Here is a 12,640-nt window from a genome sequence, read left to right on the forward strand (position 1 = left end):
AAGCAGTTTCCGATTATCGGACAAGCGTAGCCAAGTTGCGGGGACGCAAGGCGCTGGATGTCCGCTGCGACGTGCCGGGCGGAGCGGCTACCCCAGCGCCGAATGCAATCGCTGGGCGGCTCGGCGTACGGCATCGGCCATCGCCGGGGTTTCCTGCCCGACCAGGGTGACCACGCCGACCGCGGCCGGAGGACCGGGTAGTCCGGGCAGCGAGGCGACGACGCCGTGCGCGCCGGGCACCAGCTTGCCCTCGCTCTCGAAGATGCCGCTCTCACCGCGCCGCGACGCCTCGATCGCCTCACCGAGGGCGCCCTGTCCGCGCCCGGTGCGCGCGCCGACCCGATAGGCGACGTGGAAGGTGGTGAACGGTGGTTCGACGACCGCGACCGCGAGGACGTCGTCGCCGTCGGCGACGCAGAAATGCGCCGTCGCCTCCACCTCGCGGGCCAGATCCTCGAGGATCTCGCGGGTGGCCTCGCGCACCGAGCCGAGGACGTGCTGGGTCAGCACGAGCGCGCCCGCGGAGACGCTGACCGTGCCGTCCTCGGCGCGGCGCACCAGTCCATGTTCGACCAGCGTGCCGACCAGGCGGTAGATGATCGTGCGGGAAAGGCCCAGCTCCTGCGCCAGTTGTGCGGGGGTGCGGGCATGGGGGCTGCTGGCGAGCAACTTCAGCACATCGAGTCCGCGGCTCAGAGTCTGCGAGGTGTCGGGCGCCGGCATGGCAGAAATCCTACGTGGGCGGTCCCTCGATCAGCTCACGCTCGGCGGCCCACTGCTCGACGTATTCGAGACAGGCGCGCAGATGGTCCGGTTGGCCGACGTAATAGTGTGTGGCGCCGGGGATTACGCGATAGGTGCGGTCCGGGGTGGCGAGCGCGTCGCGCACGATCGGGTTGTGGGTGGCCGGCACCGCGTCGTCGGCGGAATTCTCGATCTGCAGCACCGGGCCCTTCGTGATCCGCGCGGCATTGCGCGCCCCGCCCGCCACCGAATGGTCCAGACTCCACTGGCTCAGCCACGACCGCAGGGTCGTATAGCGGGCGAGGCCGACCGGTCCGACGTTCGCGGTGCGCGGATCGCCGAGATAACACCAGTTCGGGCGGCGGTCGTTGGGGTCGACGGCAGGATCGAGCCAGCGCACATCGCACATCGTGCGGTGGACCAGGAAAGGCTGTTCCTGTTCGGGCCCGCCGGCGGCGCGCAGGTCGGCCAGGCGCGCGAGCGCCCATTCCGAGATACGGCGGTTGCGGGCGCGCTGTGCCTCGCGGAATCCGGCGACGTATTCGGGGCTGTAGGGCGGCCGCTGGGGGGCGTCGTCGGCATAGATGTCCCAGGTGGCGTCGCGGCGGTGCGGAGCGGTTTCGTCGATCACCGACGGATCGAGCCATTCGGTGAGCGTCTCGGCCCGCGACAGATGAGCCGCGATGAACACCACCCCGTCGGCCGGTGAAAGTCCCGCTCCCACAACATCTACCGGATCTCCGGCGGGCGTGTGCGTAATGCTCGGATCCAATGCCTCGGCCTGATAGAGCAGCGACAGCGATCCGCCGCCGGACCAGCCGACCAGGATCACGCGGTCGTAGCCGGCGACCTCCCGCGCCCAGCGCACCCACGCGCCGAGGTCGAGGACCACCTTCTCCATCACCAGCGCGGAATCGTTCTTCGGGTAGCGGCTCGCCCCGCACAGCACGTGATGTCCGCGGGCGGCGAGCGCGGTCGGCATCGGCAGCAGATTCAGCGTCGAGGTCGGATGTTGGAACAGGAAAACCGTTCCGCCCGATCGTCGTTCGCCGGGCGGTCGCAGCAGCTGCCCCTCCAGTACGATCCCGTGACCGCCGGTGAATCCATAGGTCTCGCGGACCGTGGGCTGCTCCTCGCTGTGCAGGATCACCGGGATCCGCTCGAACGGCTCACTCACGATGGCCTCTCTTCTGTTGTGGCCGACCGGCATACGGTTTGTCCGACCAGCTCCACGGATAGCCGGGCACATCGCTCGCGGTGCCGCCTTCGGCGACCTCCAGCGGGCGGAAGGTATCGACCATGAACGCCATCTCGTTCGGTTCGGTGAAACCGGGGGAGTCGAGATAGGCCTGGCGCCGGGGGCCGTGGGTGTACGCGGCGGGATGCAGGCTCACCGAACCGGTCCGGATGCCGGACCCCTTGCGCGCGGCGGTCTCTCCGGCGAAGTAGAACATCACCTCATCGGAGTCGACGTTCGAGTGGTAGTAGGGCACCTTGATCGCCCCGGGCGCGAATTCCAGTGGGCGCGGGACGAAATTGCACACCACGAAGCCCGGGCCCTGCAGCACCTGGTAGGTCGGCGGGGGTTGCAGCACCGCGCCGACGACGGGGGAGAAGTCGCGATAGTTCAGCGCGTACGGATACAGGTGCCCGTCCCAGCCGACCACGTCGAACGGGTGATGGTCGTAGACGACCACCGTGCCGTGCAGGCCCGAGGCGGTGCGATGTTTGACGTAGACCTCGGTGTCGGCGTCGACCAGTTCGCCGGGCGCCGGCAACGGTCCGGCCGGTCCGCGCAGGTCGCGCTCGGTGATCGGGGAGCCCTCGAGGAATTGGCCGTAGCGCGTGCGGTGCTTGTCCGGCGGTTGCACGTGCCCGGACGCCTCGACGCACAGCAGCCGTAACGGGCCCGCGTCGGTGTGCGGCAGCCAGCGATGGATGGTGACCCGCGGTATGACGACATTGTCGCCCTGTCGCACGTCGACCCGGCCGAACACGCTCTCGAGGGTGGCCGCGCCCGCCTCGACGAAGATCACCTCGTCGCCGATGCCGTTGCTGTAGAGCGGAGAGGGCTCGTCGGCCACGACGTAGGAGATGCGGACATCGGCATTGGCGAGAACCGGGCGGCGGTGCCGGACCGCGTCGCGGCCGGTGACGTCGTGAAAAAGGTCGGGCAGATGAAAATGCCGGGGCAGCAGCGGGATGTTCGCGGTGAGGGACTGATCGCCGAGATCCCACTCGCGCGCGTCGACCAGCGCCGACGGCACGCGGCGGTGATAGAGCAGCGAACCGGTCCCCGAGAACCCTTCCTCCCCGATGAACTCCTCGAACGTCGGCGTGCCGTCGTCGAGGGTGAAGGCGGTATGACGCTGCCGCGGGAATTCGCCGACGGCCCGGTAGTACGGCATCGCACCTCCTGATCGCCTGTCCGACTTTCGTGGCCGGATGTCCTATATACGAACCTATGGGAGGCGGTGTGGTCCTGTCCCGGGTTTGACGGAGATGCGGCGGGAGTCGGCCTACACGGCGATCGCCGCCACCCCGGACATCCGGGATGGCGGCGATCAGGGTCTTCAGCTGTGCGACAGAACCCGGCGTGCGTGATTCAGCGGCGGCGGATGGTGCGCTGCACTCCGCGCATCTTCGCGCCGGCCGGCAGCGGGCCCTTCGGCAGCGCCGGTCCGCCGCGGGTGGCCAGTGCGGTGAGGCGGCCCTCGATGAGGTCCATCCGCTTGGCGTCGATATTGCGGGGGAGTTTGGTGAGGTGGCGCTGCAGGTTCTTCAGCGGAACCTGGCCCTCCTCGTTGCCGATCACGATGTCGTAGATCGGGGTGTCGCCGACCAGGCGAGCGGTCTTCTTCTTCTCCTGCGCCAGCAGCGATTTCACCCGCTGCGGCGACCCCTCGGCCACCAGGACCACACCGGGCAGGCCGATCACGCGGTGGACGGCGTCGAGCTGGGTGGTGGCGGCGACGGCCTGGGTAGCGCGCCACTTACCCTGCAGGTTGTCCAGCACCCACCAGGCCGCACCCGCCTGACCCTCGGCCTTGGCGTAGACGTTCTTCTGCACCCGGCGTCCGAAGATGATGAAGGCGACCAGCGCGCCCAGCAGAATGCCGACCGGCAGCAGGAACCACTGCATGTTGAACAGGAAGCCGACGAGGAACAGCACCACGGTGATGCCGACCAGTGCGCCGATCATCAGCGGCAGCAGCAGTTTGTCCTCTTTGCGCACCATCTGGAACGTCTGCCAGAGCTGCTGACGCCGCTCCTTCGACGCCTGCTTGCGCGCCGCCTTCGCCGCGGCCTTCGCTTCCTTCGACGGTGTGCCGCCCTTACCTGCTGCCATACCTCTCAGGATAGTGGTCGAGCGGGACATACCCCGCACGGGCCGCAGAACAGCGCGACGCTCGCCTCAGACGGTGGCTTCGCTGCGACTGCGCAGGTCCGCGGCGATCTGGCTCGGCATCGGTTCGTGCCGCACATAGCTGCGGTCGAACTGGGCCGCGCCGCGCGAGAGTGAGCGCAGGTCGATGGCGTAGCGGCTCAATTCCAGTTCGGGGACCTCGGCGCGGATGACGGTGCGCCCGGCGGCGGCCGGTTCGGTGCCCAGTACGCGGCCGCGGCGGCCGGCCAGATCTCCGAGGATGGTGCCGACGAAATCGTCGGCGACGGTCACCCGCACCTCGGCGATCGGTTCGAGCAGGTCGATCCGGGCGGCGGCGGCCGCCTCCCGCAGGGCCAGCGCTCCCGCGGTCTGGAAGGCGGCATCGGAGGAGTCGACCGAATGCGCCTTGCCGTCGAGCAAGGTCACCCGCACATCGACGAGCGGATATCCGGCGGCGACGCCGCGCTCGGCCTGCGCGCGCACGCCCTTCTCCACCGAGCCGATGAACTGGCGTGGTACCGCGCCGCCGACCACCTTGTCGACGAATTCGATCCCGGAACCCTCCGGCAGCGGTTCCACCTCGATATCGCAGATCGCGTACTGGCCGTGGCCGCCGGACTGCTTCACATGCCGCCCGTGCCCGGAGGCCTTGCCCGCGAACGTTTCTCGCAACGCCACCCGATACTCGTCGACATCGACCTGCACGCCGAACCGGGACCGCAGCCGTTCGAGCGCGACATCGCGATGCGCCTCGCCCAGGCACCACAGCACCAGCTGATGAGTGCGCGGATTCTGCTCCAGGCGCACCGTCGGATCCTCGGCGACCAGGCGGGCCAGGCCCTGCGACAGCTTGTCCTCGTCGGCCTTGCCGTGGGCGCGCACCGCCACCGGCAGCAGCGGTTCGGGCAGCGGCCACGGCTCGATCAGCAGCGGAGAATCCTTGGCCGACACCGTATCTCCGGTCTCGGCGTGCCCCAGTTTGGTGACGTAGGCGATATCGCCGGCGATGGCCTGGCCGATCGGGAACTGTTGTTTACCGAACGGCGCCGTCACCGCGCCGACTCGTTCGTCGACATCGTGCCCGTTGCCGTCGTTGTGCCCGCAGATGTGCACGGTGTCGTCGGCGTGCAGGGTGCCGGCGAAGACGCGCACCAGCGACACTCGGCCCACATACGGGTCGGAGGCGGTGCGGATCACCTCGGCGGCCAGCGGCGCGCCCGGATCACAGGACAGTGGCTGCGGCGCGGCACCGTTGCTCGGGCAGCGCGCCGCGACCGCGTGTTCGGCGGGGGTGGGGAAGCCGCGGGTGATCAGCTCGAGAATCTCGACCATGCCCAGGCCCTCGCGGGTGCCCTCGGGCGGGGGCGCCGCGATCAGGATGGGATGGAAGCGGTCGCGCGCCACCGCGCGTTCCAGATCCGCGATCAAGGTGGTGAGGTCGATCCGTTCGCCCTCGAGATAGCGGTCCATCAGGGTTTCGTCTTCGCTCTCGGCGATGATGCCCTCGATGAGCCGGTTGCGCGCGGTCTCGATCTGCGCGGTCTGTTCGGCGGTGGCGTCGGTGCGGGTGTGGGCGCCGCCGGAACAGTCGAAGATCTGCTCGGTCAGCAGGTCGACGACTCCCGTGACCGGGCGGTGCCCGTCGGCGCCCTTCGGGCCGTACACCGGCAGCTGCAGCGGCAGGATGGCGTCGGTATCGCCGTCGCCGAGCAGATCCGCGCAGGTCTGGGCCATCAGGTCGAAATCGGCGCGGGCCGCGTCCAGATGGGTGATCACCAGGGCCCGCGGCATCCCGACCCGCGCGCATTCCTCCCACAGCGCCAGCGTCTGCCCGTCGACACCGTCGGCGCCCGCGGCGGCCGAGACCACGAAAAGGGCCGCATCCGCAGCTCGCAGACCGGCCCGTAGTTCGCCGACGAAATCGGCATATCCTGGCGTATCGATCAGATTGACCTTGATGCCGTTCCAGGCGACCGGCACCACCGACAACTGCACCGAACGGTGTTGGCGCTGCTCGATATCGTCGTAGTCCGAGACACAGGTGCCGTCCTCCACGCGGCCGGCTCGGGTGAGCGCCCCGGCCTCCATGGCCAGTGCCTCCACCACGGTGGTCTTGCCGGAGCCGGTGTGCCCGACCAGGACCACATTGCGGATACCGTCGGGCTGCGATGCCTCGATCACTCTGCCGGCGGAACTGTTACGGGCGGCGGTGCTCGCTTTCTCGGCCATGTCTCTTCACTTCCCGGAGTCGACACGTGCGGTTGCTTCGAGCTTCCCACCGGCGCGCGGCTGTGTCACCCGTTCCGGGGATCCGCACCCCATCCGTGGTGAATCCGCACCCCGTATGCAACGAACGACCGGCCGAACGGGAATTCGGCCGGTCGCTGCGGGGTGGCTGGGGGTCGTTCAGCTGCCGAATCGGGCGAGCACCGAACTCGCCTCCTGGCTCGCCGAGCCCTCCTGGGCCAGATGCGCCATCTCCGGTGCGATCTCCCGCCCGTGATGCGCCATCGCCTGCGCGTACAACCGGCCGGCGCGGTAGGAGGAGCGCACCAGCGGCCCGGCCATCACGCCGGCGAAGCCGAGTTCGGTTGCGACGCGGGAATGTTCGACGAATTCCTCCGGCTTCACCCAGCGGTCCACCGGATGGTGGCGCGGCGAGGGCCGCAGGTACTGGGTGATGGTGAGGATGTCGCAGCCGGCCTCGTGCAGATCACGCATCGCCTGGGTGACCTCTTCGGGCGTCTCTCCCATACCGAGGATCAGATTCGACTTGGTGACCAGACCGGCCTCGCGGGCCGCGGTCAGCACCGCCAGCGACCGTTCGTAGCGGAACGCCGGGCGGATCCGCTTGAAGATGCGCGGCACGGTCTCCACGTTGTGCGCCAGCACCTCCGGCCGCGAGGAGAACACCTCGGCCAGCTGATCGGGATCGGCGTTGAAATCGGGGATCAGCAACTCCACGCCGGTATGCGGGTTGAGTCGCTTGATGGCGCGCACGGTTTCGGCGTACAGCCAGGCGCCGCCGTCTTCGAGGTCGTCGCGCGCGACGCCGGTGATCGTCGAGTACCGCAGGCCCATCGCCTGCACGCTCTCGGCCACCCGGCGCGGTTCGTCGCGGTCGAGCGCGGCGGGCTTACCGGTGTCGATCTGGCAGAAATCGCAGCGCCGGGTGCACTGTTCGCCGCCGATGAGGAAGGTGGCCTCGCGATCCTCCCAGCATTCGAAGATGTTGGGACAGCCCGCTTCCTCGCAGACCGTGTGCAGCCCTTCGCGTTTGACCAGGCCCTTGAGTTCGGAGTACTCGGGGCCCATGGTGGCGCGGGTGCGGATCCACTTCGGCTTGCGTTCGATCGGGGTCTGCGCGTTGCGGGCCTCGATGCGGAGCAATTTGCGACCGCCTGATTCCCGTACCAGGGAATCGGGGGACGAAGTGGCCGGCGCGGCGGTGTGTGCCGTGCCGCTGTTCGATGTCGGGGTGTCGACGGAGGTCACTCGAACGACTCTACGCCCGCCGAAATCGGGCCCGGCAGCGTGCGCTGCATCAAGGTCAGATCCATCCAGCCGCCGAACTTGTGCCCCACTTCGGGCAGCTGGCCGACGATCCGGAAGCCGAACTTCTCGTGCAGCAGAATCGAGGTCTTGTTGGATGTTTCGATCGCCGCGATCACGGTGTGCACCCGCCCGGACTCCTCGGCCCGTCCCAGCAGTGCCGTCAGCAGCGCGGTCGCCGCGCCGCGGCGCTGGAACCGCTCCGAGACGTACACCGAATTCTCCACGCAGTACCGATAACCGGATTTGGGCCGCCACTGCGCGTAGCTGGCATAGCCGGCCACCTGACCGTCGATGATGGCGACGAGCACCGGGTATCCGGCGGCCACCCGGTCGCGCCACCAGCGCAGGCGATCGTCGAGGTCGACCGGGTTGGTGTCCCAGATGGCGGTCGTCTCGGCCACGGCGTCGTTGTGGATGGCGAGGATCGTGGGGATGTCGCGTTCCTCGGCATCGCGAATGCGCGGTCCACCCGACTGGATATCGGTCACCGCCTCAAACTATCGGCAACCAGCGGTGGCGGCGAGCCGGCTCGGTCACACGCGTGGGGGCGACGGGCGTCTATCTCTGCGACTTCGGCGCAGGGGTAGCAGACAGGTCACCATCGCGACCACGAGCGGTAGGACGCTGACGGTCGTCATGGTCAGCCGCAACCCGCCGGCGACGTCGAGTCCCAACGCCAGTCCGCTGGTCTGCCGCAGCAGATTCGGATCGTAGGTGGTGCCCGGACTGAGCGCCATGCCGCTGCGTACCGCGTCGACGGCCTGTTCGGCCCGCGTTACCGCCATGCCGCGTGCCTCGGCGTCGGCCGACCATGCCTGCCGGAAGAAGAACTGGAACAGCAGCAGATAGACGGTGGGCCCGAACGCGCAGCCGATCATGCCGAACGCCAGCTGGGTGGAGGCGACCGTGCCGGAGTGCCCGGGTGGCGCTTCGGCGAGAACCGCCTCCGACACCGAGACCGAGGTGACCAGAGATCCCAGGTTGCCCAGCCAGACGACCGCTACCAGCAGCCACAGCGCCATCGTGGGGCTCGCGGTGGCTGCCAGCACGAATCCGCTCGCCGCCAGCAGCAGCAGGCCCGCGACCATCACCGGCCACGGAGTGGTCTTCCCGACCACGCGGCCCGCGAAGACGACGGCGCCGGCGATCAGCAGGGTGCCGGGCAGATACAGCAGGCCGATGGCTTCGGGCGACAAGGCCAGCACCGTACTGCCGAATTGCCCGAGGACGAAACCCAGCCCGGCGGCGAGCAGATTCAGCGTGAGGGCCGCCGTCAACGCCAGACAGAATCCGGAGCTGCGGAACAGGGCCAGGTCCAGCGCGGGCTCGGATGCCCGGCGTTCGTGCCGGACGAAGAGCAGGGCGGCGGTCGCGCTGATCGCCAGAGTCAGCCAGGTCTGTGGGCGGGTGATCCCGTTCTGCGCTGCCGCCAGGCCGATGACCAGTGTCGTCAGTGTCATCCCGAACAGGCTGATCCCGCCGACGTCGAGCCGTCGGCGCTCGGTGCGAGCGGCCTCCGGCACATAGCGCACGGTCAGCACGAGCGAGACCGCGGCCAGCAGCGGAGTGAGCAGGAACAGGAACCGCCAGCCGGCGGTGGTGACCACCCAGCCCGTGAGCGCGGGGGTGACACCACACAGGACCATTTCGACGCCCATGAGCATGCCGATGGCCGCCGCCCGCTTGCTCTCCGGCACCGACGTTTTCAGCAGGGCCAGGGGCCCGCCCAGCAGCGCGGCCATGCCGAGTCCGGCCAGAGCCCGCATCGCCAGCAGGAAGCCGAAACCGGGCGAGAAGAAGGACAACAGGTCGGCGACCGTGACGACGATCAGCCCCAGTGTGAGCAGCCGCTCGAGTCCGAACGCGTCGCCGAGGTTGCCCGCGGCGAGGACCGCGGCGGCCATCACCAGCGTCGCGGTTCCACCCAAGAGCCCGATCAGATGCGGCGGAACGTGGAGAGCGCGGCTCACCTGCGGCAGGTTGAGGTTGAGCACCAGCGGGTCCACCACCGTGATGGTGAAGGCGAAGGCCAGTCCGACGACGATCGGCATGATCTTCGTATCCGTCGCTGACCGTGGCGGTGCCATCGCCTCACCTCCTGTGCGGTCCCGGAGCGAACGTCACGACCAGGACATCGCGGTAGGCCGGCCGGCTCGGATCCACCGGAGACAGGGGCGACACGCTGTGCAGAGTGCGGCGGTCGTCGCCCAGCAGCAGATCTCCGGGCTCGCCGAGCGTCGCCGTCATCAACTGCCTGCCGTCGGTGTCGAAGACCGAACTCACCCCGCCGGTGGCGTTTCGCCGACCGACCAGCAGCGACGCGACCAGCGTGACACCGTCGCGGTGCCGGCCCTCCGGCGTGGGCAGCCCCCGCGCGTTCGCGGCGGCGACGACTCGGAAGGGGTGCACCTTCACGGTCCACTCCGGCGGGTCGTCCAGCGTCGTCGCGAATCGCCCGAGCAGCCGCAGCACAGCGCGGAAAACCGGCGCGGCGACGAACGAATCCGTCAGGGGCTCGAAGATGCGGTCCCTGCCGACATAGAGCGGATTGGTGGCCTCCGGCTGCACGAAGTATTCCTGCGGGAGCCGACGGAACTGCCCGGTCGCCGCCGAGAAGGAGAACAGGCCGTAGCGCCGCAGTCTGCGGGTTCCCCGCTCGGAGGCGTACTCGTCCGGGCGCAGCGCGTCCCAGTGGGCGTGGAAACGGGCCCATGCTCGTTCGTCCACGCCGAGCCACGACGTGGTGACGGCGGCGGGCACGAGGTGGACACCATCGCGCAGAAGGGCCTGCCGGGCCGCCGCCGGGACGAGAGGCGAGCGCGTCCGCGGCCCGGGAGAAGCCTGGGGAGCCGTCTGTGCCACACCGGTCACCTTCTTCGCGCGATGACCCGCTGTCCGCCTTGCGTTGTACGAGTGCCCGCGAGGCGCCGGACAGCGACCGAGCCGATTACGCCATTCGAGCGTACGGCGACGTGGCCGGAGAACACCAGCGCGGATCGTGGTCGATCAGCGGTTGTCGCCGATCACCGAGGCCAGCGCCTGCCCGATGGTTTCGTGGCGGAAGGTGTAGCCCGCCTCCTCGAGCACGGTGGGAATCGCGCGCGGGCCGCGCAGGATCGCCTCCTGGGCCAGTTCGCCGACCGCGGCCTGCAATGCGACGGCGGGCACGATGAACGGAGCCGGACGATGCAGCGCCCGCGCCAGCGCCCGATTGAATTCGGCATTGGTCACCGGCGCCGGGCCGACCATGTTGACCGGTCCGCGCACCGACGGATTCGTAAGCACGAACGAGATGCCGGCCACCTCGTCGTCGAGTGAGATCCACGGCTGATACTGACGCCCGCTGCCGAGGCGCCCGCCCAGTCCGATCGAATACAGCGGCCGCAGCAGGGCGAGCATGCCGCCGTGACGCGAGAGCACCACCGCGCTGCGCACCTGCACCACCCGCACCCCGGCGTCGACCGCGGGCTGGGTGGCGGCCTCCCAGTCCCGGCACAGCGTCGCCAGGAAACCCGTTCCGGCGGAATCGGATTCGGTGATCACCCGGTCGCCGGTGTCGCCGCCGTAGAAATGCACGCCGCTGGCGTTCACCAGCGTCGGCACTCCTGCGGCGGCGACCGCGGTGGCCAGCACATCGGTCGGGCCTATGCGGCTGTCGCGCAACTGCTGCTTGTAGCTGCCGTTCCAGCGCCGCGCGCCGAGTCCGGCGCCGCAGAGGTTGACCACGGCATCCGCCGCTCGCAGGGCCGGTGCGGGCACCTGTGCCCGCACCGGATCCCAGCTGAACTCGTCCTCGGCCGCGGCGGGACGGCGCACCAGGCGAGCCACCTCGTGCCCGTCTCGACGCAGCGCGGCGACCAGCGCCGTCCCGACGAGTCCGGACGAACCGGCGATCACAACCTTCATGTCGTCACCGAATCGTCGTGTCGCCCAGCGATTTACAGACCGAGATCGGCCTCGAACGCGGCCTCCTCCAGCCGGTGCCTGATGGTGGTCAGGAAGCGGCCGGCGTCGGCGCCGTCGATGAGGCGATGATCGTAGGTCAGCGGCAGGTAGCACATCGAGCGGATGCCGATGAACTCGCTGCCGTTGTCGGAGATCACCATCGGGCGCTTGACGATCGCACCCGTGCCCAGCATCGCCGCCTGCGGCGGAACCAGGATCGGGGTGTCGAACAGGGCGCCCTGGCTGCCGATGTTGGTGATGGTGAACGTGCCGCCCGCCAGTTCGTCGGGCTTGAGGCCGCCGGTGCGGGCCCGGTTGGCGATATCGGCGATGGCCCGGGCCAGTCCGGCCAGCGACAGGTCACTGGCGTTGTGGATCACCGGCGACAGCAGACCCTGCTCGGTGTCGACCGCGATGCCCAGGTGCACCGAGGAGTGGTAGGTGATCTCCTTGGTGTCCTCGTTGTAGGAGGCGTTGACGTTGGGGTGCACGCCCAGCGCCTCCACGGCGGCCTTCGCGAAGAACGGCAGGAACGTCAGGTTGACGCCCTCGCGGTCGGCGAATGCGCTCTTGGCCTTGGCCCGCAGCGCCGCGATCTTGGTGACGTCGACTTCGTGGGTCTGCGTCAGCTGCGCGGTGGTCTGCAGCGATTCGCGGGTTTTGGTGGCCGTGATCTGCCGGATGCGGTTGGCCTTCTGGACCGTGCCGCGCAGTGCCTGCAGTTGCGGACGGGCTCCGGCCGAGCAGGAAGCGCCCGCGCAGCAGGCTCCGGCGCAGCAGGCTCCGGCGCAGCAGGCCCCGGCGCAGCAAGCTCCGGCCCAGGCCGCGCCGTCGACCGCGTCCGGCAACGGCGAATCGCCCTACGTCACCCCGCTGGTCCGCAAGCTGGCCCAGGAGAACAACGTCGATCTGTCGACGCTGAAGGGTTCCGGCGTCGGCGGCCGCATCCGTAAGCAGGACGTGCTCGCCGCGGCGGAGGCCACCAAGGCACCGGCCGCTCCGCAGCCC

General features: G+C 69.3%; 12 protein-coding genes. 1 reads left to right on the forward strand and 11 read right to left on the reverse strand.

Features of this window, described 5'->3' with window-relative positions; genetic code table 11:
* Nucleotides 1-87: 87 nt before the first annotated feature.
* From A5780_RS25805 to sucB, 11 genes are all read right to left on the reverse strand, one after another.
* Nucleotides 88-723: an IclR family transcriptional regulator gene (locus A5780_RS25805; protein WP_063910689.1), complete on the reverse strand. Its 636-nt coding sequence runs from the start codon at nucleotides 721-723 to the stop codon at nucleotides 88-90.
* Between the two features lie 10 nt (nucleotides 724-733).
* A complete protein-coding gene (locus tag A5780_RS25810; protein WP_227462968.1) occupies nucleotides 734-1,921 on the reverse strand; it encodes a S9 family peptidase in 1,188 nt (395 codons plus the stop codon).
* Nucleotides 1,914-3,152: a homogentisate 1,2-dioxygenase gene (locus tag A5780_RS25815; RefSeq protein WP_063011090.1), complete on the reverse strand. Its 1,239-nt coding sequence runs from the start codon at nucleotides 3,150-3,152 to the stop codon at nucleotides 1,914-1,916. The genes A5780_RS25810 and A5780_RS25815 overlap by 8 nt, the downstream gene beginning before the upstream one ends.
* Nucleotides 3,153-3,349: 197 nt before the next feature.
* Nucleotides 3,350-4,093, reverse strand: coding sequence for a DUF4191 domain-containing protein (locus tag A5780_RS25820; protein ID WP_063011088.1), 744 nt, complete (start codon nucleotides 4,091-4,093; stop codon nucleotides 3,350-3,352).
* Nucleotides 4,094-4,159: 66 nt separating this feature from the next.
* Complete coding sequence (locus A5780_RS25825) at nucleotides 4,160-6,361, reverse strand: elongation factor G-like protein EF-G2 (protein ID WP_064909872.1); 2,202 nt, start codon at nucleotides 6,359-6,361, stop codon at nucleotides 4,160-4,162.
* Between the two features lie 177 nt (nucleotides 6,362-6,538).
* Nucleotides 6,539-7,627: a lipoyl synthase gene (gene lipA, locus A5780_RS25830; RefSeq protein ID WP_369817514.1), complete on the reverse strand. Its 1,089-nt coding sequence runs from the start codon at nucleotides 7,625-7,627 to the stop codon at nucleotides 6,539-6,541.
* Nucleotides 7,624-8,175 carry a GNAT family N-acetyltransferase gene (locus A5780_RS25835; protein ID WP_281207931.1) on the reverse strand — a complete coding sequence of 184 codons (552 nt, stop codon included), beginning with the start codon at nucleotides 8,173-8,175 and terminating at the stop codon, nucleotides 7,624-7,626. The genes lipA and A5780_RS25835 overlap by 4 nt, the downstream gene beginning before the upstream one ends.
* A 45-nt stretch (nucleotides 8,176-8,220) precedes the next feature.
* The gene (locus A5780_RS25840) at nucleotides 8,221-9,738 is read right to left on the reverse strand and encodes an MFS transporter (protein ID WP_231983090.1); all 1,518 of its coding nucleotides are present in this window, start codon (nucleotides 9,736-9,738) and stop codon (nucleotides 8,221-8,223) included.
* A gap of 40 nt (nucleotides 9,739-9,778) precedes the next feature.
* Complete coding sequence (locus tag A5780_RS25845; RefSeq protein WP_082976725.1) at nucleotides 9,779-10,468, reverse strand: 2OG-Fe dioxygenase family protein; 690 nt, start codon at nucleotides 10,466-10,468, stop codon at nucleotides 9,779-9,781.
* A gap of 225 nt (nucleotides 10,469-10,693) precedes the next feature.
* A complete protein-coding gene (locus tag A5780_RS25850; protein WP_064909878.1) occupies nucleotides 10,694-11,593 on the reverse strand; it encodes a TIGR01777 family oxidoreductase in 900 nt (299 codons plus the stop codon).
* A gap of 32 nt (nucleotides 11,594-11,625) precedes the next feature.
* Complete coding sequence (gene sucB / locus A5780_RS25855; protein WP_231983091.1) at nucleotides 11,626-12,480, reverse strand: 2-oxoglutarate dehydrogenase, E2 component, dihydrolipoamide succinyltransferase; 855 nt, start codon at nucleotides 12,478-12,480, stop codon at nucleotides 11,626-11,628.
* 61 nt (nucleotides 12,481-12,541) lie between these two features.
* Between sucB and A5780_RS43230 the strand changes: the two genes are divergently transcribed.
* The coding region (locus A5780_RS43230; RefSeq protein ID WP_369829551.1) for an E3 binding domain-containing protein at nucleotides 12,542-12,640 on the forward strand (99 nt) is incomplete at its 3' end.

Origin of the sequence: Nocardia sp. 852002-20019_SCH5090214 (assembly GCF_001665865.1) — a bacterium.
Classification (GTDB): Bacteria; Actinomycetota; Actinomycetes; order Mycobacteriales; family Mycobacteriaceae; genus Nocardia; species Nocardia nova.

Excerpts from the sequence above, each read along its gene's own strand:
- A5780_RS25850 (WP_064909878.1), bottom strand. The coding sequence starts at position 11,593 with ATGAAGGTTGTGATCGCCGGTTCGTCCGGACTCGTCGGGACGGCGCTG.
- A5780_RS25815 (WP_063011090.1), bottom strand. The coding sequence starts at position 3,152 with ATGCCGTACTACCGGGCCGTCGGCGAATTCCCGCGGCAGCGTCATACC.
- A5780_RS25825 (WP_064909872.1), bottom strand. The coding sequence starts at position 6,361 with ATGGCCGAGAAAGCGAGCACCGCCGCCCGTAACAGTTCCGCCGGCAGA.
- A5780_RS25840 (WP_231983090.1), bottom strand. The coding sequence starts at position 9,738 with ATGCCGATCGTCGTCGGACTGGCCTTCGCCTTCACCATCACGGTGGTG.
- A5780_RS25820 (WP_063011088.1), bottom strand. The coding sequence starts at position 4,093 with ATGGCAGCAGGTAAGGGCGGCACACCGTCGAAGGAAGCGAAGGCCGCG.
- A5780_RS25805 (WP_063910689.1), bottom strand. The coding sequence starts at position 723 with ATGCCGGCGCCCGACACCTCGCAGACTCTGAGCCGCGGACTCGATGTG.